This window comes from Streptomyces sp. T028, assembly GCF_048159505.1.
Lineage (GTDB): Bacteria > Actinomycetota > Actinomycetes > Streptomycetales > Streptomycetaceae > Streptomyces.
The window spans coordinates 82,902-104,909 of the sequence record NZ_JBLRVZ010000049.1 but is presented as its reverse complement, the minus strand read 5'-3'; the positions used below and the strand labels follow the sequence as shown (position 1 = coordinate 104,909).

At 70.2% G+C, this 22,008-nt stretch carries 19 protein-coding genes and 4 pseudogenes; 13 read left to right on the top strand and 10 right to left on the bottom strand.

Annotated features, from left to right (window positions below; all coding sequences use genetic code 11):
• Nucleotides 1-5 precede the first annotated feature (5 nt).
• Nucleotides 6-1,721 (bottom strand): fibronectin type III domain-containing protein, encoded by a 1,716-nt coding sequence (locus ACLZN2_RS39290; RefSeq protein WP_416984385.1) that lies wholly within the window; start codon nucleotides 1,719-1,721, stop codon nucleotides 6-8.
• Nucleotides 1,722-2,036: 315 nt separating this feature from the next.
• Here ACLZN2_RS39290 and ACLZN2_RS39285 point away from each other — a divergent pair, with 315 nt between their 5' ends.
• The gene (locus tag ACLZN2_RS39285) at nucleotides 2,037-3,146 is read left to right on the top strand and encodes a sugar ABC transporter substrate-binding protein (RefSeq protein ID WP_416984384.1); all 1,110 of its coding nucleotides are present in this window, start codon (nucleotides 2,037-2,039) and stop codon (nucleotides 3,144-3,146) included.
• Nucleotides 3,147-3,252: 106 nt separating this feature from the next.
• Here the strand turns inward: ACLZN2_RS39285 and ACLZN2_RS39280 are convergent, their stop codons facing one another.
• From ACLZN2_RS39280 to ACLZN2_RS39270, 3 genes are read right to left on the bottom strand one after another with little or no spacing between them, the layout of a single operon-like run.
• Nucleotides 3,253-4,095, bottom strand: coding sequence for a transglutaminase family protein (locus tag ACLZN2_RS39280; RefSeq protein ID WP_416984383.1), 843 nt, complete (start codon nucleotides 4,093-4,095; stop codon nucleotides 3,253-3,255).
• Between the two features lie 5 nt (nucleotides 4,096-4,100).
• Nucleotides 4,101-5,033 (bottom strand): alpha-E domain-containing protein, encoded by a 933-nt coding sequence (locus ACLZN2_RS39275; protein ID WP_416984382.1) that lies wholly within the window; start codon nucleotides 5,031-5,033, stop codon nucleotides 4,101-4,103.
• Complete coding sequence (locus tag ACLZN2_RS39270; protein ID WP_416984381.1) at nucleotides 5,030-6,574, bottom strand: circularly permuted type 2 ATP-grasp protein; 1,545 nt, start codon at nucleotides 6,572-6,574, stop codon at nucleotides 5,030-5,032. Before ACLZN2_RS39270 ends, ACLZN2_RS39275 begins: the two co-directional genes overlap by 4 nt.
• A gap of 360 nt (nucleotides 6,575-6,934) precedes the next feature.
• Between ACLZN2_RS39270 and ACLZN2_RS39265 the strand changes: the two genes are divergently transcribed.
• Nucleotides 6,935-8,047: a LuxR C-terminal-related transcriptional regulator gene (locus tag ACLZN2_RS39265; RefSeq protein WP_416984380.1), complete on the top strand. Its 1,113-nt coding sequence runs from the start codon at nucleotides 6,935-6,937 to the stop codon at nucleotides 8,045-8,047.
• On the opposite strand, the gene ACLZN2_RS39260 is transcribed toward ACLZN2_RS39265, so the two are convergent.
• From ACLZN2_RS39260 to ACLZN2_RS39250, 3 genes are read right to left on the bottom strand one after another with little or no spacing between them, the layout of a single operon-like run.
• The gene (locus ACLZN2_RS39260; RefSeq protein ID WP_416984379.1) at nucleotides 8,004-8,999 is read right to left on the bottom strand and encodes a helix-turn-helix transcriptional regulator; all 996 of its coding nucleotides are present in this window, start codon (nucleotides 8,997-8,999) and stop codon (nucleotides 8,004-8,006) included. The two genes, ACLZN2_RS39265 and ACLZN2_RS39260, sit on opposite strands and share 44 nt — an antisense overlap.
• Nucleotides 8,996-10,009: a helix-turn-helix transcriptional regulator gene (locus ACLZN2_RS39255; protein ID WP_416984378.1), complete on the bottom strand. Its 1,014-nt coding sequence runs from the start codon at nucleotides 10,007-10,009 to the stop codon at nucleotides 8,996-8,998. Before ACLZN2_RS39255 ends, ACLZN2_RS39260 begins: the two co-directional genes overlap by 4 nt.
• A 1-nt stretch (nucleotide 10,010) precedes the next feature.
• Nucleotides 10,011-10,994 (bottom strand): helix-turn-helix transcriptional regulator, encoded by a 984-nt coding sequence (locus ACLZN2_RS39250; RefSeq protein ID WP_416984377.1) that lies wholly within the window; start codon nucleotides 10,992-10,994, stop codon nucleotides 10,011-10,013.
• A 113-nt stretch (nucleotides 10,995-11,107) separates the two neighbouring features.
• Between ACLZN2_RS39250 and ACLZN2_RS39245 the strand changes: the two genes are divergently transcribed.
• Nucleotides 11,108-11,314 carry a hypothetical protein gene (locus ACLZN2_RS39245; protein WP_416984376.1) on the top strand — a complete coding sequence of 69 codons (207 nt, stop codon included), beginning with the start codon at nucleotides 11,108-11,110 and terminating at the stop codon, nucleotides 11,312-11,314.
• Between the two features lie 2 nt (nucleotides 11,315-11,316).
• The gene (locus ACLZN2_RS39240) at nucleotides 11,317-11,655 is read left to right on the top strand and encodes a hypothetical protein (RefSeq protein ID WP_416984375.1); all 339 of its coding nucleotides are present in this window, start codon (nucleotides 11,317-11,319) and stop codon (nucleotides 11,653-11,655) included.
• 208 nt (nucleotides 11,656-11,863) lie between these two features.
• Here the strand turns inward: ACLZN2_RS39240 and ACLZN2_RS39235 are convergent, their stop codons facing one another.
• Complete coding sequence (locus ACLZN2_RS39235; RefSeq protein WP_416984374.1) at nucleotides 11,864-12,268, bottom strand: pyridoxamine 5'-phosphate oxidase family protein; 405 nt, start codon at nucleotides 12,266-12,268, stop codon at nucleotides 11,864-11,866.
• A 192-nt stretch (nucleotides 12,269-12,460) separates the two neighbouring features.
• Here ACLZN2_RS39235 and clpB point away from each other — a divergent pair, with 192 nt between their 5' ends.
• The 7 genes and pseudogenes from clpB to ACLZN2_RS39200 all read left to right on the top strand — a co-directional run.
• Complete coding sequence (gene clpB, locus ACLZN2_RS39230) at nucleotides 12,461-15,082, top strand: ATP-dependent chaperone ClpB (RefSeq protein ID WP_416984373.1); 2,622 nt, start codon at nucleotides 12,461-12,463, stop codon at nucleotides 15,080-15,082.
• 311 nt (nucleotides 15,083-15,393) lie between these two features.
• Nucleotides 15,394-15,930 carry a YbjN domain-containing protein gene (locus ACLZN2_RS39225; RefSeq protein ID WP_416984372.1) on the top strand — a complete coding sequence of 179 codons (537 nt, stop codon included), beginning with the start codon at nucleotides 15,394-15,396 and terminating at the stop codon, nucleotides 15,928-15,930.
• A gap of 191 nt (nucleotides 15,931-16,121) precedes the next feature.
• Nucleotides 16,122-17,051 (top strand): ABC transporter ATP-binding protein, encoded by a 930-nt coding sequence (locus ACLZN2_RS39220; protein WP_416984371.1) that lies wholly within the window; start codon nucleotides 16,122-16,124, stop codon nucleotides 17,049-17,051.
• Between the two features lie 85 nt (nucleotides 17,052-17,136).
• Nucleotides 17,137-17,856, top strand: coding sequence for an ABC transporter permease (locus ACLZN2_RS39215; RefSeq protein ID WP_416984415.1), 720 nt, complete (start codon nucleotides 17,137-17,139; stop codon nucleotides 17,854-17,856).
• 25 nt (nucleotides 17,857-17,881) lie between these two features.
• Entirely contained in the window at nucleotides 17,882-19,141 is a 1,260-nt protein-coding gene (locus ACLZN2_RS39210; RefSeq protein WP_416984370.1) for a sensor histidine kinase, read from the top strand.
• A pseudogene (locus ACLZN2_RS39205) lies at nucleotides 19,131-19,304 on the top strand (response regulator transcription factor); the annotation flags it as partial. The gene ACLZN2_RS39210 and the pseudogene ACLZN2_RS39205, both read left to right, overlap by 11 nt.
• Nucleotides 19,268-19,869 (top strand): annotated as a pseudogene (locus ACLZN2_RS39200) (helix-turn-helix domain-containing protein); the annotation flags it as partial. The pseudogenes ACLZN2_RS39205 and ACLZN2_RS39200, both read left to right, overlap by 37 nt.
• Nucleotides 19,870-20,219: 350 nt before the next feature.
• Here ACLZN2_RS39200 and ACLZN2_RS39195 read toward each other — a convergent pair.
• Nucleotides 20,220-20,658 (bottom strand): annotated as a pseudogene (locus tag ACLZN2_RS39195) (aminotransferase class I/II-fold pyridoxal phosphate-dependent enzyme); the annotation flags it as partial.
• A gap of 100 nt (nucleotides 20,659-20,758) precedes the next feature.
• Here ACLZN2_RS39195 and ACLZN2_RS39190 point away from each other — a divergent pair.
• Nucleotides 20,759-21,028, top strand: coding sequence for a type II toxin-antitoxin system Phd/YefM family antitoxin (locus ACLZN2_RS39190; RefSeq protein WP_027734289.1), 270 nt, complete (start codon nucleotides 20,759-20,761; stop codon nucleotides 21,026-21,028).
• Nucleotides 21,021-21,284 carry a type II toxin-antitoxin system RelE family toxin gene (locus tag ACLZN2_RS39185; protein WP_067256670.1) on the top strand — a complete coding sequence of 88 codons (264 nt, stop codon included), beginning with the start codon at nucleotides 21,021-21,023 and terminating at the stop codon, nucleotides 21,282-21,284. Before ACLZN2_RS39190 ends, ACLZN2_RS39185 begins: the two co-directional genes overlap by 8 nt.
• 259 nt (nucleotides 21,285-21,543) lie before the next feature.
• Here ACLZN2_RS39185 and ACLZN2_RS39180 read toward each other — a convergent pair.
• Nucleotides 21,544-21,981, bottom strand: a pseudogene (locus tag ACLZN2_RS39180) (aminotransferase class I/II-fold pyridoxal phosphate-dependent enzyme); the annotation flags it as partial.
• Between the last annotated feature and the right edge of the window lie 27 nt (nucleotides 21,982-22,008).

Below are 22,008 nucleotides of genomic sequence, written 5' to 3'. Positions count from 1 at the left end.
CGGGGCTACGGCGCGGTGACCGCCCAGTCGTCCGCGGGCAGGGACTCGGAACCGTCCTCCGCCACCGCGGTGACCCAGTAGAAGGAAGTCGTCCCGCGCGGCACGCCGGTGTCGAAGTACTCCAGGGCACCGCTGGGGAGTTCGGCGATCGTCTCGTACGTGGAGGTCTGCGGGTTCCAGCGGTGGACGCGGTAGCCGCCGGCCTGTTCCGGAGCCGAGTCGGCAAGTCCGTGCCAGGTCAGCCGGTTGCCCTCGTCGCCCTCGGCCGCCTCCGCGGTGAGAGTCAGCGGAGATCCCTCGGGCGTGGCCACGCTCGGCGTCATGTCGAGCTCGGTGGCGATCACGATCTGCGCCTCACCGGTCGACGCGAACGACGAGTTCGTGGCGTCGTCGAGGGCGTCGACGATGAAGCAGGACTCCTCACCCTCGGGGAGGGTGACGTACGCGTAGGAGGTGGTGCCGGCGGGCACGGAGTAGCCCGGGTACAGGGAGCAGACCTGCTCGCCTCCCTCGTCGCCCCAGAGCTCACCCCGGCGGACCGTGTAACTCTCCAGGTCCGGGGTCGGGTTGGCGTCCCAGCGCACCTCGAAGCCGTACTCGGTCGGAGTGACCGTCACCCCGGTGACGGCGGACGGCGGGGTGACGTCCCGGAGCGTGCCGACCACGGCGGTGGACTGCGCGGACTCGTTGCCCGCCGCGTCGAGTGCGGTCGCTCGGTAGAAGTAGCTGGTGCCCTCCACGGCGGTGGAGTCCAGGTACGAGGTCTGGTCGGTGGTACCGACCAGAGCGTAGGTGCCGCTCAGACTCGCCGCCCGGTACACGCGGTACGACGCCGCCCCCGCGACCTCGCCCCAGGTGACCCGCAGCCCCTCCGGCTCGCTCGAGGTGGGGCGGAGGACGGGCACGGCGGGGGCGGTCCGGTCGACGGTGGTGACGGTCTTGTCGGCCGTGCCCGCCGACTCGTTCCCCGCCTTGTCGTAGGCGCGCAGTTCGTAGACGTAGGCCGCGCCGGTCACCGGGAGGGTGGTGTCGGTGTACGTGGTGGAGGCGGTGGAGACCAGCCGTGTCCAGGTGGAGCCGTCGGCGGGGCGCCGGTAGACGCGGTAGCCGGCGAGGTCCATCTCCTTGTTCTTCGCCCAGGTGAGCTTCGCGCTTCCGGTCGCGGTGTCGTAGGCGGCCGCGAGGCCCGTCGGGGTGAGCGGCGCGACCTTGTCGACCGTCGCCGAGGTGCGGGGCGTGTACGTGAACTTGACGTTCGCGGCGCCGGTCCAGTTCACGTAGTCCACGCGGAGGGTGTGCCTGCCGGACGGGATCGTCACGTTGACCGTCTTCGACACGGTCGTGGACGTGTTCTTCCACAGGCTGATCTTGCGGGCGTTGTCCGTGCCGGGGTCGAGGTAGACCCGTACGCCGTCCTGGGCCGACACCGAGAAGGTGAAGGGGCCGCCCGAGCCGAAGTCGCGGGTCACGGTCCAGCGCACGCCGAAGTTGTTCGTGGGGAGGCCGGAAGCAGGGGCCCTGGTGCCCCAGTTCTCGCTGACGGCCGAGTCGCAGTCGGTCTTCTTCGGAGTGCCCGAAAAGGTGGTGTTCGCGAAGAATTGACGCTTGTACACCGGCGAGGTGCAGCTGGTCGCGGCCGAGGCGGGCGCGGCGGTGACGGCGGTGAGGAGACCGCCGGTCGTGGCGAGCACGAGGGCCGTCGCGAGTCTGGCTGAGTTCATTCGATCCTCTGGTCGGGAAGGGCGGGCGTGTGCGAGAAAACTGCCTGCCGTGATCACGACTCGCGAGAAGTGCCCTTGGTTGTACGGGTCTTTGCGTGCCGCTGAAGCCGATTTGAGGAGAAGTCGTAAAGAGTGGTCCTTACCCCCTTCGCGCCGTCTCCATGCGTCTTCACTCGCTATGCGGACGGTGATGTTGTTACTTCGTTAAGTGGTTCGGCTTGACTCCGGCGGCTGCCGCCGCGTTGTCTTTCAGACAAGTGGGTCAACGTGTCTGTTGCACCCATGTACCGGAACGCACCTGAAGTGAGCCCCCGAATGCGTCGTATCGCCATAGCTGTGGTCGCCTCCACGATGTCCCTCTCGCTCGCGGGATGCGGGATGCTGGGGGCCTCGGACGACAGCGGCGACACGACAGTGACCCGCACCAACGACATCACCGTCGGTGTGCTGATGCCGGAGACGACGAACACCCGGTACGCGGAGTTCGACTACCCGATCATCAAGAAGAAGATCGCCGCCCTCACCAGTAACAAGGGCAAGACCGAGTACGCCAACGCGGCATCCAGCGTCAAGAAGCAGAACGCCCAGATGCAGGAGATGATCGACGAGAAGGTCGACTGCATCCTGCTCGACGCCGTCGACTCCAAGAAGATCGCTCCCATGGTGAAGAAGGCCAAGGAGGCGAACATCCCGGTCATCGCCTACGACCGGCTCGCCGAGGGCCCGATCGACGCGTACGTCTCCTTCGACAACGAACTCGTCGGCGAGGTGCAGGGCCGCGCCATCACCGAGGCGCTCGGCTCGGCCGACACCTCCGACCAGATCGTCATGATCAACGGCTCGCCCACCGACCCGAACGCCGGCCAGTTCAAGAACGGGGCGATGGACGAGCTCAACGGCCGTGTGACCATCGCCGCGACCTACGACACCGACGGCTGGAAGCCGCCCATCGCCAAGCAGCACATGGCCGAGGCGATCGAGAAGATCGGCAAGGACAACATCGCCGCCGTCTACTCCGCCAACGACGCCATGGCCGGCGCCATCATCGAGGCCCTCGAGGACGCCGGCGTCAGCGACAGCAACCTGCCGCCCATCACCGGCCAGGACGCCGAACTCCCGGCCGTGCAGCGGATCGTCGCGGGCGAGCAGTACATGACCGTCTACAAGCCGTACGCCGGTGAGGCGGAGGCCGCGGCCGAGGCGGCCGTCGCCCTGGTCCAGGGCCGTGAGCTGCAGTTCGAGGCGCTCACCCGCGACAGGGTCGACAGCCCCACCGACAAGGACATCCCGGCCAAGCTGGTGACCGTGGTCGCGCTCACCAAGAGCAACATCGAGCAGACCGTGATCGCGGACGGCATCTACAAGGCGTCCGACATCTGCACCGCGAAGTACAAGCAGGCCTGCGCCGTCATCAACCTGAAGTAACGAACACCCCGGTGGTGACGGGAGAGTCTCAGCGACACGCCGTGCGCACGGCGTGTCGCTGAGACTGCGCGCACACGCGGCCCTGCCCTCGCCGAAGGCCCGCCCCTCACGCCACCCGTGTGAACTCCACCGTCACCTCCGGCGGGCCGCCCGCCACGCCCCGGTAGACGCCCTTGTGCGGGGTGACGTCGTCGTAGTCGCGGCCCCGGCCGACCACCACGTGGGACTCGTCGGCGCGGGTCCGGTTGGTGGGGTCGTAGCCCTGCCAGTCGCCCGCCCAGTACTCGAGCCAGGCGTGGCTCTGCCCGGCCACCGGGCGGTGCAGCTCCGCCTCCCGCTCGGGGTGGAGGTAGCCGGAGACATACCGGGCGGGCAGGCCGAGGCCGCGCAGCAGCGCGATCGTCAGGTGCGCGATGTCCTGGCAGACGCCCGCGCCCTGCTCCCACGCCTGAGCCGCCGAGGTGTTCACCCCGGTGGCGCCGGGGAGGTAGGCGACCCGGTCGGCGACCAGGGAGGACACGGCCACCGCCGTCTCGTGGGGGTCCAGGCCCGCCGCGGCCCTGCGCGCCTTCTTCACCAGCTTCGGCGGGACCGTCGTACGGACCGTCGGGGCGGCGAACTCCAGCAGCCGGGAGCCGGCGACGCGGTCGGCGATCTCCGGCCAGCCGGGCGCGGGGGGCAGTTCGCCCGGCGGGGCCGTCTCGACCAGGCTGGAGGCAGTGATGGTGAGATCGGCGTGCGGGTCCATCAGCTCGAAGGCGGTGACCTGGGTGCCCCAGTAGTCCCAGTACGACCAGGTGGTGGCCGCCGGGCGGATGCTCACCCGGGAATCCAGCGTGGTCTGTCCGGGCAGGGTCAGCGGGGTCATCCGGACCTCGTTGTGCGAGGAGACCGCGGCCTGCGCGTAGGAGACACGGGTCGTGTGCTGGATGCGGAGCCTGCGGGTCATCGCGCTCACGCTCCTTCCTGGGCCCACACCACGGGCCCCTGGTACGGGAAGAACCGCTCGGCGACCGCCTCCGCCGAGGCCATGCAGGCCGTCTGCAGGTCCCGCAGGAGCAGCGGCAGCTGGTCCTCCAGGGCCTGGGTGTCGAGGTACTCCAGGCGGGTGCGCAGCCGGCCGATGGGGCGGCGCGCCGGATCCTGGCGGGGGCGGCCGAGCGCGGACAGGCACTCCTCCGCCGTGGTCAGCGCGTGCAGCGCCGAACGCGGGAAGTCCCGGTCGAGCAGCAGGAACTCGGCCACGCGCGCGGTGTCCCCGAAGCCGCCGTACACCCGTGCGAACGCCTCGTCGGCGCCGGACGCGCTGAGCAGCGTCGGCCAGTCCGGCGCGTGCACGGCGTCCAGGACGCGCACCGACAGCAGCCGTACGGTCATGTCCACCCGCTCCAGGCTCCGGCCCAGGACGACGAACCGCCAGGAGTCGTCCCGGCTCATCGTGGAGTCGGCGAGGCCGAAGAAGAGAGCGGCGCGGCTGCGGACCAGCTCCAGATAGGCGTACGGGCCGGTGCGGCGGGCGGCGCGGCGCTGGTCGGCGAGGGCGTGCCAGGTGGCGTTCAGGCACTCCCACATGGCGGACGACACCGCCTCGCGGGCGCTGCGCGCGTTCAGCCGCGCGGCGCCGAGCGCGCCCTCGATGGAGCCCGTCGAGCGGGCGTCGAACGCCAGCTGGTCGAGGACCTGCTGCATGTCGACCGGTGCGCGGCCCGCGTCCATGCCGAGGATCGCGTACAGCGACCGGCAGGCCGCGTCCTCGTCGCGCCAGGGGTCCTCCAGCATGCGGTGGAGGTAGGCGTCGAGGATGCGCGCGGTGGCGTCGGCCCGCTCGACATAGCGGCCGGTCCAGGTCAGCGCCTCCGCGATGCGGGAGAGGATCACGTCGTTCACTGCTGCGCCCCTTCCGGTACGAGGGTGGGGATTCCGTCGGGGCCGAGCTGGCGGGGGACGACGGACGGGAGCGGGCCGTCGTCGGCGAGGCTGGAGGGGGCCTCGACGGGGCCCTCGGCGAGTACCCAGGTGTCCTTGGAGCCGCCGCCCTGGCTGGAGTTGACGATCAGGTTGCCCTCCTGGAGGGCGACCCGGGTCAGGCCGCCGGGCAGGACCCAGACGTCGTTGCCGTCGTTGACGGCGAACGGGCGCAGGTCGATGTGGCGGGGCGCCATGCGTTCGCCCGCGAGGGTGGGGGAGGTGGACAGGGCGACCGGCCGCTGGGCGATGAAGCCGCGCGGGTCGGCGGCGACCGCCTTGCGGGTTCTCTCCAGGGTCTTCGCGTCGGCCTTCGGGCCGATCACGATGCCCTGTCCGCCCGCGCCGTCCACCGGCTTGACGACCAGCTGGTCGATCTGGTCGAGGACGGCCTCCAGCTGGCCCGGCTCGTCGGGGCGGTACGACTCGACGTTGGGGAGAATCGGTTCCTCGCCGAGGTAGTACCGGATCAGGTCCGGGACGTAGGTGTAGAGCAGTTTGTCGTCGGCGACGCCGTTGCCGACCGCGTTGGCGAGGGTGACGTTCCCGGCCACGGCCGCGCTCAGGATGCCCGGGCAGCCGATCACCGAGTCGGGGCGGAAGTGGAGCGGGTCGAGGAAGTCGTCGTCGAGCCGCCGGTAGACGACGTGGACGGGCACCTCGCCCCGGGTGGTGCGCATCCACACCCGGTTGTTGCGGCAGACGAGGTCGTGCCCCTCCACCAGCTGCACGCCCATCAGCCGTGCCAGCAGCGCGTGTTCGAAGTACGCGGCGTTGCTCGGGCCCGGCGTGAGGACGACGACCCGGGGGTCGGCGGTCCGCTCGGGCGCGGCGGCCCGCAGCGCGGCCAGCAGCCGCGCCGGGTAGCCGTCGACGGGCACGACGTGCTGCCCGTCGAAGAGCGAGGGGAACACCCGGGTCATCGCCCGCCGGTTCTCGATGACGTACGACACCCCGCTGGGCACCCGTACGTTGTCCTCCAGGACCCGGAAGTCCCCGGCCTCGTCGCGCACCAGGTCGATGCCCGCGACATGGATGCGGACCCCGTTCGGGGGCTCCACCCCGTGGGCCGCGCGGTGGAAGTGCGGGGAGGTCAGCAGCAGCCGCCAGGGGACGACACCGTCCTCGAAGGCCCGGCAGCGCCCGTAGGCGTCGGCGAGGTAGGCCTCCAGTGCCCTGACCCGCTGTCCGACCCCGCGTTGTATGAAATCCCACTCGACGGCGTCGAGGATCCTCGGCACGAGGTCCAGCGGCCAGGGCCGTTCCTCGCCCGCGAAGGCGTAGGTCACGCCACGGTCGGTGAACGCACGGGCCATCTGGTCCGCCCGGAAGCGCAGTTCACCTGGTTCGATCGGCTGGAGCGCCGCCAGTACCGGCTCATAGGCGGTCCTGACCTCACCCGGCCGCTCGAACATCTCGTCCCACGCATCGGCCAACGCGTATGCGTCAAATATGTCCGCCATGGCCAGAAGGTAAGTGCGGGAGGTAACAGGGGGATCACCCCGCGGTTTCCGGGAACGCACGCCTCCGGAAGACGTTCCCCGGGTCCGGCCGGGCTCCCCCGTCGCCCGGCCGGACCGACCCGGGTGGGGCGCACCCGGGGGGAAGTGGAATCAACCATGCCCGGGTCTGCCGGCGCGCACCACCATCAGCTTGTTGCAATGCGAGGGGTGGAGGCCGGGAGAAACTCGGTTATATGAGTGGTTTTCCGCTGCCCTGGCCGGGGGAGCCGTGTTGCGGAGCCGGTCCGCGCCGCGCATAGTTGCGTCGCGGAAGGCGCGTCGGACGCGTCGGAGAGGTGTCAGTCGGGGGTGGGATGGGCGATGGCCGGGCACGGGACGGAGGAGCATCCTCACGGTGCTGACCGACTGTGCGAGGCCGGGGATCGCGTGTATTCCCGGGCCGTACGGCGGGGACGGGTGCCGCGCGGCGACGCCGGGCCGGTTCCCTGTCTGCTGGAACTGGCCCTGCTGCATCCCGATCCCGACGACATGGAATGGCTGGTGCCGACCTCCCCGCAGGAGGTCATGACCAGGCTGCTGCGCGGTCTGCACGACGAGGTGAGCGCGAGCGAGCGGCGGATGGGTTCGGCCGTCGCCGCCTTCGAGTGGTACGCCGGTCTCGGCGGCCCGGCGCCGGGCGCGCGGGCCGGGGAGGGCGCGGCGATCCGGGTCCTGGACGGCCCCTCGCGCATCCAGGCGGCCCTGGACCAGGCGACCGAGGCGTGCACGACCGAGGTGCTGACGGTGCAGCCGGGCGGCATCCGGCGCGAGCAGGAACTGTCGGAGGGCCTGCACCGGGCGCTGGAGCTGCGCGGCCGGGGCGTGCGGATGCGCGACCTGTACAACCATGTGGCCCGGCACGGTCAGGGGCTGCTGAACTATCTGGAGCTGATGGGTGACGCGGTGGAGGCCCGCACCCTGGACGAGGTCGTCGACCGGCTGATCCTCTTCGACCGCAAGGTGGCCTTCATCCCGGCGAACGCCGACCGCACGATGGCGCTGGAGCTGCGCCACCCGGCGCTGATCGCCTACCTGGTGACGGTCTTCGAGCGGCTGTGGCGGCTCGCGATCCCGCTGACCGCCCCGCTCCCGGAGACCCGGATCGAGGGCATCTCGCACCGTGAGCAGTCCATCGCCGCGCTGCTGGCGGAGGGCCACCAGGACGCGGTGATCGCCGAGCGCCTCGGGATCAGCGTCCGCACCTGCCGGGCCCATATCGCGCGTCTTTCGGAGACCCTGGGCGCGGCGAGCCGGACCCAGCTGGGGGTGCGGATCGCGCAGGTGGGGCTGGACGGGCCGGTGGAGGTGAGCGGGCTCGGGGCTCCGGGGGCGGAACGGGCGGAGGGGAACGAACGGGCGGACGCGGTCGGCCGCGACCTGCCGGGTCAGGTCACCGGTGTTCTTCCCGGTCGAGGATTCCCGACCGGCCGATGAGATAGCCGAGTTGGGCGCGGCTCTCGCTGCCGAGGCCGGCGGCGAGCTTGGCGATGTGGACCCGGGCGGTGCGGATGTTCATGCCGAGGCGCGCGGCGATGACCGCGTCGGTGTGACCCTCGACGAGGAGGGTGGCGATGGCCCGTTGACGGGGGGTCACCCCGTTGAGGGAGGGCCGCTGCACGGCCTCGGGGTACATGGGGGTGGCCAGCCGCCACAGGCGGTCGAAGGCCGTGGCCAGAAAGGCGATCAGGGCGGGGTGGCGGACCTCGAGGGCGAGGGTGCCGTCCTCGTTGGCGGGGAGGAAGGCCACCGTGCGGTCGACGACGATCAGCCGGTCGGTGACCTCGTCGAGGCCGCGTGCCTCGGCGTCGCCGCTGAGCAGCTCGTAGTGGCTGATGATGATCTGGATGTGCCGGGTGGTGTGCTGGTAGAGCGTGCGGATACGGCAGCCGCGGTCGAGGACGGCCTGGTCGCGCCGGCGGGCGAGCTCGATGGTGGCGGCGGCCCGTTCGGTGTCGAGGCCGGTCCGCGGCTGGATGCACAGCAGTTCCTCGCGCATCTCGTCCATGGCCACGGTGATGGCCTGGTTGATCTGCTCGTTGCCGCTGAGGACGCGCAGGGAGGCGGACTCGGCGGGGGCGGTGCGGCTGCCGGTGAGCCGCATGAGGGGTTCGAAGAGGGCGGCCAGCTGCTCCTCGTGGCGCCGTTCGTCGGCGATCCGGGCCGCGGTGGCCTTCAGTTGGCGGTGCAGGGCGACGGCCGGGGCGACGGGCTCCAGTCGGCGCATGTCGTCGACCGCCGGGTGGAGCAGGCCCAGGTCGAGCAGACAGGGGGCGGTCTCGGCGTCACCGGCCGCGAGGTGCCCCTCGCGCAGGGCGCGTTCGTAGAGCTGTCTGCCCTGGGCGCAGAGCTCTGCCACGCCGTGGTGGGGGTGCGGCGGCGTGTTCACGTCGGGTCTCTTTCCTGGTCGAGGATTCCGGAGCGGGCGATGAGGTAGCCGAGCTGGGCGCGGCTCTCGCTGCCGAGGACGGCGGCGAGCTTGGCGATGTGGACGCGGGCGGTGCGGATGTTCATGCCGAGGCGGTCGGCGATGACCGCGTCGGTGTGCCCCTCCACCAGGAGGGTGGCGATGGCCCGCTGGCGCGGGGTGACCCCGTTCAGGGTGGGCTGGCGGACGGCCTCGGGGTACATGGGGGTGGCGAGGTGCCAGAGGCGGTCGAAGGTGGTGGCGAAGTACCGGAGCAGTGTGGGGTGGCGTATTTCGAGGGCGAGTGTGCGGTCCTTGTTGGCCGGGATGAAGGCGACGGTGCGGTCGAGCAGGATGAGCCGTTCGGTGACCTCGTCGAGGGTGCGGGCCTCGACGTCGCCGCGGAGTCGTTCGTAGCGGGCCTGGACGGTGGGGGCGTACCGCAGCGTGTGCTGGTAGAGGGTGCGGATACGGCCACCGCGGTCCAGGAAGGCCTGGTCGCGGGCTATGGCTTCGGTGTGGACGGCCGGGGGCGGGCCGATGTGGGTGCTGTGGGGCTGGATGCAGAGGATCTCGAGGCGGGTGTCGGCCATGGCCCTGGTGATCGTGGCGTTGATCAGGGGCATGCCACTCAGAAGAGTGGTGGTGTGTACCGTCGAGGCCGTGGCATGGCACGCGTCGAGCCGCAGGAAGGGTTCGAAGGTGTCGACGAGCAGGGCTTCGCGCTGCCGTTCGGCCGCGATGCGGTGACCGGTGGTGCGCAGCAGCCGGTGCAGGGCGAGGAGCGGCGGGGCGGGTTGCAGCAGATCCGCGTCGTCGATGGTCGGGTGCAGCAGGCCGAAGTCGAGCAGACAGGGGGCGGGTTCGGCTTCGGTGACTGCGAGCCGCCCTTCGCGCAGGGCGCGTTCGTACAGTCGCGCGCCCTCGGCACACAGCTCCTCCGCGCCGTGCGGCGTGTGTGCTGCGGGACGTCGTCCCTCCGGTCCCGTCACCTCACTCGTCCCGGACCAGGATCCCGGACTGCGCTATGAGGTAGCCGAGTTGGGCCCGGCTGCCGCTGCCGAGGGCGGTGGCCAGCTTGGCTATGTGGGCGCGGCAGGTGCGTACGTTCATGCCCAGGCGGCGGGCGATGGCCTCGTCCACGTGCCCCTCCACGAGGAGTTTGGCGATGGAGTGCTGGATGTCGGTGAGGCCGTCGGGGGCGGTCTCGTACGGTGCGCCGGCGTTCAGCGGCACCGCCCGGTTCCACATGAACTCGAACACTTTCATGAGGTAGCCGACCAGCCCGGCGTGGCGGATCTCCAGGGCGACCTGGCGGTCGTCGCGGATGGGGATGAAGGCGACCGTTTCGTCGCAGATGATGAGCCGCTCGACGAGTTCGTCGATGGTCCGGTACTCCACCTTGCCGTCGGCGAACTTGTCCACGTAGGCGAGCTTTTCGGGGCTGTAGCGGGCCGTGTGCTGGTACAGCGTGCGGATCCGCACCCCGCGTTCGATGAGCGGCCGGTCCCGCTCCAGGCCCTCGATGAGCCGTCGTTCGGGGCGGTGGCCGCTCGGCTGGACCGTCAGCATCTCGTTCTGGCACTGGGACGTGGCCAGGTCCAGCGCCGCGTTGATCCGGTCGAGCCCCTCCAGCACGGTGATGGAGTGCGTGGACGCGGTGACCTGGGCGCTCAGGGCCATGAACGGCTCGAAGGCGTCGGCCAGTTCGATGGAGGCCCGGCGGCGCTCGGTGATCTCGAGTTCGAGGGGGTTGAGGCGCTGGGCCAGGGCGACCGAAGGGGGAACCGGGCGGAGCCAGTTGGCGTCGTCGGGGTCGGGGTGCAGTAGCGCGAACTCCATCAGGCAGGGAGCGGCCTCCACGTCCGCGCGTGCGATACGTCCCGTCCTCAGTGCATCCACATACAGGCGGCTACCCTCGTCGCATAGCGCGGTCACGGCATGGGGATGTTTCCCTTTAGTCCGATTTGTTGTCAAATCTCCACCCCCCAGGGTCCTGAACGTGCAGGAACATGATGCACCGATCGTGTGGCCATGACGTGCCCGAATGAGCCATCGTCTAAGTCGACGGGGGAAGAGGGGACCTTCAAGTGAGGACGAAGCCGACTATGGGTAAGAGAATGCTTCGCTCGGTGCTTGTCGCCGCCTTCTCCGCCGTTGTGGCCTTCGGATCGCTGGGTGGCCTCCCGGACGCGAAGGGTGACATGCGGGCGGACAGCGTGTGGGCGACCACGCCGGAGTCCGTCGTGGCCGACGGCGACACTCCTGTCGGAACTGACGACAGTGTGTGGGCCTGACCATGACCAATCCGCCCGACGACCGCTCCTTCCGCCGCGAGATGGCCACCGCCTACCGCTCCGGCTGGCACTTCATCGACCTGGTCACCGCCATCCCCCACAGCGGTGACTCGTTGATGGTGACCGTGTTCGGAGAACCGGTGGTCGTCACGCGGGACGAGGAGGACGACGTCCGGGCCTACCGGTGCCTGCGGCGCCCTCGGGGGGCGCCGCAGCCCGTACGGTGCGCGATCCGGTACGGAATGATCTTCGTGAACCTGGACCAGCGCGACCACCAGCTGGCGGAACCGGCGCCCCAGGCCGCTCCGCACACCATCTCAGCCACCCCCCGCAGTGCCTGACGCGATTCCCCCGTCGTAACAGATCGCCTCAGGTGCTTCCCCCCGCAGCGGCGTCACCGTGACCTGAACACGGTGACGCCGCTGCAGTTTTCCGGGGACATTTCCCCGTATCGGCGAGTATCGGAGTGCTTGCGCCGTGGCTGGAAAACGCCGTATTGCGGGGGTGCCGGGTTTCGGCCCGCCGTGGCCCGCGGGAGCCGGGGCCGGGTCAGCCGCGGCCCATCGCCCGGCCCACCTCGATCTCGATCACCACCCGGCTCGGGTTCACCCGCGGTGTCCTGCCGTACCGCTCGGCATAGCGCCGCTCCGCCTCCGCGACCCGCATCGGCTCGGTGCGGACGTACGCCCGGCCCTCCAGCGTGGCCCAGCGGCGGCCGTCCACCTGGCAGACCGCGACCCGGGCGCCCTGGGATTCCGCCGCGAGGACGTTGCGCACCTTCCTGCTCGCCTTGTCCGCGATCACCCGAGCCAGGCCGCGCTCCGGGTCGTATGTCACTCCGACGGGCACCACGTGCGGGCTTCCGTCCGGCCGGGGTGTCGTCAGCGTGCACAGATGGCGTTCCCGCCAGAAGGCGAGGTACGCGGCGTCGAGAAGCTGGGGGTTGGTGGTCATGTGCCCGGAATCTAGCCGCTGCGGAACCCGCCACCGAACCCGCCACCGAACCGGCCACCGAACCGGCCGCCGGCCCGCCACCGAACCCGGTGCGGAATCGGACGCCTGAACTTGAGCGGAATGGACTCAACTTTGTGTACGCTGGCACAGTCAGACAAAGGAGAAGGCTGACGCCAGGAGGAGACAGCGAACGTGGACGCCGAGCTGACCAACCGGAGCCGGGACGCGATCAACGCGGCCAGCAACAGGGCCCTGTCCGCAGGGCACCCCGATCTCACCCCCGCCCATCTGCTGCTCGCGCTGCTCCAGGGCCAGGACAACGAGAACATCGTCGACCTCCTCGCCGCGGTCGGCGCAGACCAGGCGGCCGTCCGCGCGGGGGCCGAACACGTCCTTGCCGGTCTGCCCAGCGTGACCGGCTCCACCGTGGCGCCCCCGCAGCCCAACCGTGAGCTGCTCGCCGTCATCGCCGACGCGCAGGCGCGGGCCAAGGAACTGGGCGACGAGTTCCTCTCCACCGAGCACCTGCTGATCGGCACCGCCGCGAAGGGCGGCCAGGCCGCCGACGTGCTCGGCCGGCACGGCGCCGGCCCGGAGAAGCTGCAGGACGCCTTCAAGAAGGCCCGCGGCGGCCGCCGGGTCACCACCGCCGACCCCGAGGGCCAGTACAAGGCCCTGGAGAAGTTCGGCACCGACTTCACCGCCGCCGCCCGCGACGGCAAGCTCGACCCGGTCATCGGCAGGGACCAGGAGATCCGCCGCGTCGTGCAGGTCCTCTCCCGCCGTACGAAGAACAACCCCGTCCTCATCGGCGAGCCCGGCGTCGGCAAGACCGCCGTCGTCGAGGGACTCGCCCAGCGGATCGTCAAGGGGGACGTGCCGGAGTCCCTGAAGGACAAGCGGCTCGTCGCGCTCGACCTCGGCGCGATGGTCGCCGGGGCGAAGTACCGGGGCGAGTTCGAGGAGCGCCTGAAGACCGTCCTCGCCGAGATCAAGGAGAGCGACGGCCAGATCATCACCTTCATCGACGAGCTGCACACGGTCGTCGGCGCGGGTGCCGGCGGCGACTCCGCCATGGACGCCGGCAACATGCTGAAGCCGATGCTCGCCCGCGGTGAGCTGCGCATGGTCGGCGCGACCACGCTCGACGAGTACCGCGAGCGCATCGAGAAGGACCCCGCACTGGAGCGCCGCTTCCAGCAGGTCCTGGTCGCCGAGCCGAGCGTCGAGGACACCATCGCCATCCTGCGCGGGCTCAAGGGCCGCTACGAGGCCCACCACAAGGTCCAGATCGCCGACAGCGCGCTGGTCGCGGCCGCGACCCTCTCCGACCGGTACATCACCTCCCGCTTCCTGCCCGACAAGGCCATCGACCTCGTTGACGAGGCCGCCTCCCGCCTCCGTATGGAGATCGACTCGTCCCCCGTCGAGATCGACGAGCTCCAGCGGTCCGTGGACCGGCTGAAGATGGAGGAGCTGGCCATCGGCAAGGAGACCGACGCCGCCTCCCGCGACCGCCTGGAGAAGCTGCGCCGCGACCTCGCCGACAAGGAGGAGGAGCTGCGGGGCCTGACCGCCCGCTGGGAGAAGGAGAAGCAGTCCCTCAACCGGGTCGGCGAGCTGAAGGAGAAGCTCGACGAACTGCGCGGCCAGGCCGAGCGCGCCCAGCGCGAGGCCGACTTCGACACCGCCGGCAAGCTGCTGTACGGCGAGATCCCGGCCCTCGAACGCGACCTGGAGGCCGCCACCGAGGCCGAGGAGGCGTTGACATCTTCCGCCTCCGGCGGGGGCGCCAAGGACACCATGGTCAAGGACGAGGTCGGCTCCGACGACATCGCCGACGTCGTCGCCGCCTGGACCGGCATCCCGGCCGGCCGCCTCCTGGAGGGCGAGACGCAGAAGCTGCTCCGCATGGAGGCCGAACTGGGCCGCCGTCTGATCGGCCAGTCGGAAGCCGTCCAGGCCGTCTCGGACGCCGTACGCCGCTCCCGCGCGGGCATCTCCGACCCCGACCGCCCGACCGGCTCCTTCCTCTTCCTCGGCCCGACCGGCGTGGGTAAGACCGAGCTCGCCAAGGCCCTCGCCGACTTCCTCTTCGACGACGAGCGGGCCATGATCCGCATCGACATGTCGGAGTACGGCGAGAAGCACAGCGTCGCCCGCCTCGTCGGCGCGCCCCCCGGCTACGTCGGCTACGAGGAGGGCGGCCAGCTCACCGAGGCGGTCCGCAGGCGCCCGTACAGCGTCGTACTCCTGGACGAGGTCGAGAAGGCCCACCCCGAGGTCTTCGACGTCCTCCTCCAGGTCCTCGACGACGGCCGCCTCACCGACGGCCAGGGCCGCACGGTCGACTTCCGCAACGCGATCCTCGTCCTGACCTCCAACCTGGGCAGCCAGTACCTGGTCGACCCGGTCTCCACGGAGGCGGAGAAGAAGGAACAGGTCCTGGAGGTGGTCCGTGCCTCCTTCAAGCCGGAGTTCCTGAACCGCCTCGACGACCTGGTCGTCTTCTCGGCCCTGTCCAAGGACGAGCTGGGCCGGATCGCCCGCCTCCAGATCGACCGCCTCGCCCGCCGCCTCGCCGACCGCCGCCTCACCCTGGAGGTCAGCGACGCGGCCCTCGCCTGGCTCGCCGACGAGGGCAACGACCCCGCCTACGGCGCCCGCCCCCTGCGCCGCCTGGTCCAGACGGCCATCGGCGACCGCCTCGCCAAGGAGATCCTCTCCGGCGAGGTCAAGGACGGCGACACGGTCCGCGTGGACGCCTTCGGCGAGGGCCTGCTCGTGGGGCCGGCGACCGGCAAGACGCTGTGACCCCGAGCGTTTCCGCCGCAGGGTGAGTATCGAGTCGATAAGCGGTGTTTGACGTAACCTCCCGGCGGGTCAGCCCGTTCCTCCGGCCGGGAGGGATGTCGTATGAAACGAGTTCTGGCCGTTCAGCGCATCAGCCGCGACACGGGGCCCAAGGGGCCGGGATTCCGGCGCACTCGTCGTTGATCCGTCACGCAGAGTCGGCCCGCCGCCGAGGCAGGTTGCCGCCCGGGGGCCAAGAGAGAGAGGGTGGGACGTATACGCGCGGTCGCAGTGACGGCCGGCGAGCCAGACGACCGCAGGAGTCTTCAAGTATGTCCATCGACCCGTCCTCGATTCCGAACTTCGGGGGCCAGCAGCCCGAGCCGCAGCCCCAGGGACCGGCGGGCCCCGTAGTCCCGGATCAGGACCTCGTGAAGCAGCTCCTCGACCAGATGGAGCTGAAGTACGTCGTCGACGACGAGGGTGACCTCGCGGCGCCGTGGGAGGAGTTCCGTACGTACTTCATGTTCCGCGGCGAGGGTGACCAGGCGGTCTACTCGGTGCGGACGTTCTACGACCGGCCCCACCAGATCGACGACAAGCAGCAGCTGCTGGAGGCGATCGACGACTGGAACCGGCGCACCCTGTGGCCCAAGGTCTACACGCACACCCACGACGACGGCACCGTCCGCCTCATCGGCGAGGCGCAGCTGCTGATCGGCGCCGGCGTGAACATCGAGCTGTTCGTCTCCTCGACGGTGAGCTGGGTGCGCGCGGCCATCGAGTTCGACAAGTGGCTGGTGGAGCAGCTGGGCCTGGAGAAGGAAGTCGACGACACGGACGGCGGGCCCGAGGAGGGCGACGAGTAGGTCGCGACCGGCCCGTCCGTCACGGCGCGGCACCGTCCACAGCCTGTGGACGGTGCCGCCTGCCGTTTTCAGCCCGCGAGCGCTTCAGGCGGGCACCGCCTCCTTCAGCTGCCGCATCAACCGATCGGCTGATGCCGCTTCGAGCGTGATGGGTGATGCCTCAGCCCCGGCCCACGGGTGACGCTCGACGCATGAGCATGGCGAGCGTGAGCACGACGGCCCGCGGTCCTGTCGTCGAAGTCAGTGACCTGCGGAAGTCCTACGGCGGACGGGCCGTCGTCGACGGTGTCTCCTTTGTCGTCGACGAGGGCGAGATCTTCGGGATCCTCGGTCCGAACGGCGCCGGCAAGACCACCACCGTCGAGTGCGTCGAGGGACTGCGCGTCCCTGACGCGGGCCGGATCCGTGTGGCGGGGCTCGACCCGGTCGACGATCACGAGGCGGTGACGCGTGTCCTCGGCGCCCAGCTCCAGGAGAGCGAACTGCAGCCCAAACTCACCGTGCGTGAGGCACTGGAGCTGTACGCCGCCCTGTACCCGAGCCCCGCGGACTGGCGTCTGCTTGTCGAACGCCTGGGCCTCACAGGGCAGCTCACCACCCGGTTCGCCAGGCTCAGCGGCGGCCAGAAGCAGCGTCTGTTCATCGCGCTCGCGCTGATCGGGAACCCGAGGATCGTTGTGCTCGACGAGCTCACGAGCGGGCTGGACCCGCGCGCTCGCCGTGACACCTGGCAGCTCATCGAGGACGTTCGCGCAGGCGGCGTCACCGTCCTGCTCGTCACGCACTTCATGGAGGAGGCGCAGCACCTGTGCGACCGGGTCTTACTGATCAACAAGGGGCGGATCGCCGCGCTCGACACGCCCCGCGGGTTGATCGGCCGTGCGGCGGGCTCCACCGTCATTTCGTTCACGCCGTCGGCGCCGCTCGACGACGAGGAACTGGCCTCGCTGCCCGCGCTCGCGTCCGTCGAGCACAAGGACAGCCGGATCACGCTCGGCGGAACCGACGAGACCGTCGACGCGGTCATCTCGCTCCTCGCCCGGCACCGCATCACCGCGCACCAGCTCCGCGTCACCGGCGCCACGCTGGACGACGCCTTCCTCGACCTGACGACGACCTGATGTACGACGCACCTACCACGGGACAGCCGGACCGGAGCCGCACCATGACCGCCACCCGTGCCGCCTCCCCCCCCACAGCGCAGTCCTGCGAGCCGAGGTCCGGCTTTTTCTCCGCGAGCCCGGCAACCTCTTCTGGATCCTGGGGTTCCCGCCTCTGCTGCTGGCGGTTCTTGGCTGCGTCCCGCCGTTCCGGAAGGCCAACGACGACCTCGGCGGCATCCGGCTCATCGACACGTACGTGCCCGTGACCGTGCTGATCGCCCTGATCGTGGCCGGAATCCAGGCGATGCCACCCGTCGTCACCGGTTACCGCGAGCGCGGCATCCTGCGCCGTATGTCGGCGACCCCGGTACGCCCGCCCGCCCTGCTGTCAGCGCAGATGGCCCTGCACGGCGCCGCAGCCCTGGTGTCGGCGCTGCTGTCGCTGGCGGTGGGGTGGCTCGCCTTCGACGTACGGCTGCCGGATCAGCCCTGCGGATACGTCCTGGCACTGCTACTCGCTGTTGCCGCCGCCCTGGCGATGGGAGCCCTTGTGGCAGCGCTGTCCCGCACCGCGAAGATCGCGACCGCGGTCGGCTCCGCGGTGTTCTTCCCGATGATGTTCTGCGCGGGTGTCTGGGTGCCCGTGCAGGTGATGCCGGATGTCCTCGTCCGCGCAGTCGGGTTCACCCCCTTCGGCGCCGCCGCCCGCGCCCTTGACCAGGCAGCGGCGGGCGACTGGCCCGCCTCGTCCCACCTGGGCATCCTCGCCGCGTGGGCGATCGTCCTCTCGGCTGCGGCCACGCGCTGGTTCCGGTGGGAGTAGGAAGCCGTCCGTGCAGACTGGGGGAATGACGGCGGCGGACACGGACATCGAGCGGCGCTGGGAACTGCTCCGCAGGTGGGGGCCGTACGGGCTGCTCGCCATTGCCACGCTCCTGTCGATGGCTACCGCCGAGCTGATGCCGAGCACGGCCGAACGGAACGCGCCCGCGGTGCTGGTGCTCGCGGCGCTCGCGCTTCAGCTGTGGTGGGGCCGGGCCGGACGGACGCGCCCCGGCCCGACGCCCGCCGGGGCGGCGTACTACACCGTGCGCTGGGCGATCGGTTTTGCGCTCACGTGGCTGAACCCGTTCTTCGCGTTCTACGCGGTCACCGGCTACTTCGACGCCGACAAGCTGCTTCCCGGGGGGAAACGCTGGTGGCGGATCGGGCCGTTCGCCTGCTCTGTGGCCGTGGCGGGTTCGCAGGCCGGTGGAATGCCGTTTCGGAGTGGAGCGCAATGGGCGGTGTTCGCCGGGCTGCTGGTGGCCAACAACGTGCTGCTGACGGTGGTCAGCAACCTCTCCGCGCAGGAGGAGGAACGGTCCCGCGCCCGGGCCGCCACCATCGCCGAACTCGAACGCACCAACGCCGCCCTTGAGCAGGCTCTCGACGAGAACGCCGCTCTGCACGCCCAACTCCTTGTTCAGGCGAGGGAAGCGGGTATCGCCGACGAGCGCAGGCGGCTGGCCGCGGAGATCCACGACACCATCGCGCAGGGCCTTACCGGCATCATCGCCCAGCTCCAGGTCGTCGCGAACACGCCCGACCCGGCGGCTGCCCACGAGCACGTGAACTGTGCCGCCGACCTTGCCCGCCACAGTCTCGGCGAGGCCCGCCGCTCAGTGCGGAATCTCGCACCCGTGGCCCTGGCGCACGACGGGTTGCCGCAGGCCCTGCGGAAGTCGGTCGCCCAGTGGGCCGAACAGAACGGCGTACGCGCCGAGTTCACGCTCACGGGCACGGTGGAGCACCTCCATGGAGAGGTGTCGGCGACCCTCCTGCGGATCACCCAGGAGGCCCTGGCCAACGCGTCAAAGCACGCCTCCGCCTCCCGCGTCGGTGTCACGCTCAGCTTCATGGACGGCGAGGTCACCGTGGACGTGCGCGACGACGGCCGGGGCTTCGACTCGCTGACACTGCCCGAACGCACCGGCACCGCCGGCTTCGGCCTCGACGGCATGCGCGCCCGCGCCGAACGCATCGCGGGCTCGCTCACCGTCGAGTCCGAACCGGGGTACGGCACGGCGGTGTCGGCCCGCGTACCGTTGGTGCGCCATGACCGATGACATGAGTGTCGCCGTGACCGAAGGTGCCGTGATCTCCCTCCTCATCGTCGACGACCATCCCGTGGTACGGGACGGTCTGCGCGGCATGTTCGAATCCGCGCCCGGCTTCACCGTGCTCGGCGAGGCATCCAACGGCGTGGACGCGGTCACGCTGGCTCGCGCGTGCGCAGGCTCCGTACAGCGGCCGGGCTGACGCAGGCCGAACTCGGCGACAGGACACACGTGGTGAGCACGCGGATCACGCAGATCGAGCGGGCGTCCGGGGCGAAGCCGACGTTGGAGCTGGCGAGGGCCCTGGATGCGGCCCTCGGCGTGGACGATCTACTGGTCGAGTTGTGGCCGTACGTGTACCGGGAGGCGTTTCCGGACTGGTCGCGGAGGTTCATGGAGTACGCGGCGCGGGCGGTGGCCATCAGGCAGTACGCGGCTCATGTGGTGCCCGGCTTGTTGCAGACGGAGGACTATGCGCGGGCGGTGCTGAGCGTCGGTCGGACACTCGGCAGCGAAGAGCAGTTGGAGGAGCGGGTCGCCCTCGCATGGGACGACAGGAGCGCCTCGGCACACCCGACCGTCCCGAGCTGTGGGTGGTCCTCGACGAGGCGGTGCTCCGGCGCCTGGTCGGCGGGCAGGCGGTGATGCGGGAGCAGTTGGCGCGACTGCTCAGGACCCGGACGGAACCTCACATCACCGTGCGGGTAGTGCCGTTCGACCAGGGCGAGCACGATGTCGAGTCGCGGAAGGGCCAAGGGCGTGCGGGTGGACGGTTCACCGCATCGGGGACGTCTTTCCTGGCGACGGGCAGGACGTTCCGGATGAGGAGTGGATCACTCACGGTGACGCGATCCACCGTGCCATTGAGAAGGGCGGCCCAGCAGCATACGCCGTACGGCACGACTGTGTTGAGCGCACCTGGCCGTGGAAGGCAGCCCCTTGATGGTCGACAGCTCGTTCTTGACCTCGGTGATGGCCCCGCTCGATGTCCGCGCCGTGCGTCTGGTCCTTGCGGACCTGGTCCGAGTACTCGCGCAGGCCCTTGGGCCGTCCACAGCCTGTGGACGGGAGTGGCGTAGGCGCCCGCTCAGCCCGTCAGTGCCTTCAGGCGGGTCACCGCCTCCTCCAGCACGCTCACCTGCTTGCAGAACGCGAACCGTACGAAGGGGGCGCCCGCCTCGCGATGGTCGTAGAAGACCGCGTTGGGGATGGCGACGACACCCGCGCGCTCGGGCAGGGAGCGGCAGAAGGCGAAGCCGTCGCTTTCGCCGAGAGGGCGGATGTCGGTGGTGACGAAATATGTGCCGGCCGGGGCGGAAGACCTTGAAGCCTGCCTGCTCCAGGCCGCCCGCGAGCAGGTCCCGTTTGGCGGGCATGTCCGCGCGGAAGTCCGCGAAGTGCGAGTCGGGCAGGCGCAGGGCCTCGGCAACGGCGTACTGGAAGGGCTCGGAGGCGACGTACGTCAGGAACTGCTTCGCCGAGCGGACCGCGGCCACCGGATTCGGGGTGGCCATAACCCAGCCCACTCCTCGTTCTCGCACTCACTCGCGTGCGGGCCACAGGTCTACACCCTCGAGTAGCAGTGAGCTGTTGTGTACACATGGAGCACTCGGTACCCTTGGGCGCATGACGCAACCCATGCCCATAGAGTCCATCCGCGATGTCCGGGCGCACCTGGCCGAGGTCGTGGAGCGGGCCGACCGGGACGACGTGCCTACCGTGATCACCCGGCGCGGCAAGCAGGTCGCCGCCGTGGTGTCCATCGAGGTGCTGCGCAAATACCAGGAGTGGGAAGAGCGCGAGATCAACCGGATCATCGACGAGCGCATGACCAACCCGACACCCGGCATCCCGATCGAGGACATCATGAGGGAGACGCTGGCGCGCAGTGAGTGAGTACCGCACCGTCTTCCGAGCCGAGGCTCAGGCCGAACTCCGCAAGGTCCCGCGAGACATGGCCCTCCGCATTCTGGCCAAGCTGACTGAGTTGGAGAGCGACCCGATGGGGTTCAGCACCACGGCCCTTGTCTCCCAGCCCGACCGGCGCCGCCTACGGGTGGGCGACTACCGCGTGATCTACACAATCGACAACGGCGAGCTGGTGGTGTGGGTCGTACACGTCGGGCATCGCTCCACCGTCTACGACACCTGAGCACTCCTGGCATCCGGTCATGATGTCCAGCACCGATCCAGAAGGCGGAGCGGACCTGGCACCTGCACCGCAGACGATGCAGGTGCCAGGCCGACCGGAGTGAGAGGGGAGACCGTGCCGGAGGAGGGCGATGTGCAGTTTCGTGTCGCCGAAGCGCTTGCCGGCGTCATGGCCATGCGTCGCGATGGTGTCTGCTGACACGTGACTCTTCCGATGCGGGGGGGCTGAGGTCCACGGACGAACCCAGACCATACGGCTGTTACGCGGCCAGCGACTTGAGCCGGGATACGGCCTCCTCCAGCACGCCTGTCCGCTTGCAGAAAGCAAATCGAACAAAAGGCGCGCCTTGCTCGCGGTGGTCGTAGAAGACCGCGTTGGGGATGGCGACCACGCCCGCGCTCTCGGGCAGGGAGCGGCAGAAGGCGAAGCCGTCACTCTCGCCGAGGGGGCGGATGTCGGTGGTGACGAAGTAGGTGCCGGCCGGGCGGAAGACCGAGAAGCCCGCGTCCGTCAGGCCCGCCGCCAGCAGGTCGCGCTTGGCCAGCATGTCCGCGCGGAAGGCGTCGAAGTAGGTGTCGGGGAGGGCGAGAGCCTCGGCGACCGCGTACTGGAACGGGCCCGACGCCACGTACGTCAGGAACTGCTTCGCCGAGCGCACCGCCGTGACCAGGCCGGGCGCCGCCGTGACCCAGCCGACTCCTCGTTCGTACACCTATTTACGGGT

Coding starts and splice junctions, on each gene's coding strand:
- ACLZN2_RS39240 (WP_416984375.1), top strand. CDS start 11,317: ATGACCAATCCGCCCGACGACCGCTCCTTCCGCCGCGAGATGGCCACC.
- ACLZN2_RS39225 (WP_416984372.1), top strand. CDS start 15,394: ATGTCCATCGACCCGTCCTCGATTCCGAACTTCGGGGGCCAGCAGCCC.
- ACLZN2_RS39265 (WP_416984380.1), top strand. CDS start 6,935: ATGGCCGGGCACGGGACGGAGGAGCATCCTCACGGTGCTGACCGACTG.
- ACLZN2_RS39235 (WP_416984374.1), bottom strand. CDS start 12,268: ATGACCACCAACCCCCAGCTTCTCGACGCCGCGTACCTCGCCTTCTGG.
- ACLZN2_RS39270 (WP_416984381.1), bottom strand. CDS start 6,574: ATGGCGGACATATTTGACGCATACGCGTTGGCCGATGCGTGGGACGAG.
- ACLZN2_RS39285 (WP_416984384.1), top strand. CDS start 2,037: ATGCGTCGTATCGCCATAGCTGTGGTCGCCTCCACGATGTCCCTCTCG.
- ACLZN2_RS39190 (WP_027734289.1), top strand. CDS start 20,759: ATGACGCAACCCATGCCCATAGAGTCCATCCGCGATGTCCGGGCGCAC.
- ACLZN2_RS39290 (WP_416984385.1), bottom strand. CDS start 1,721: ATGAACTCAGCCAGACTCGCGACGGCCCTCGTGCTCGCCACGACCGGC.
- ACLZN2_RS39220 (WP_416984371.1), top strand. CDS start 16,122: ATGAGCATGGCGAGCGTGAGCACGACGGCCCGCGGTCCTGTCGTCGAA.
- ACLZN2_RS39210 (WP_416984370.1), top strand. CDS start 17,882: ATGACGGCGGCGGACACGGACATCGAGCGGCGCTGGGAACTGCTCCGC.
- ACLZN2_RS39280 (WP_416984383.1), bottom strand. CDS start 4,095: ATGACCCGCAGGCTCCGCATCCAGCACACGACCCGTGTCTCCTACGCG.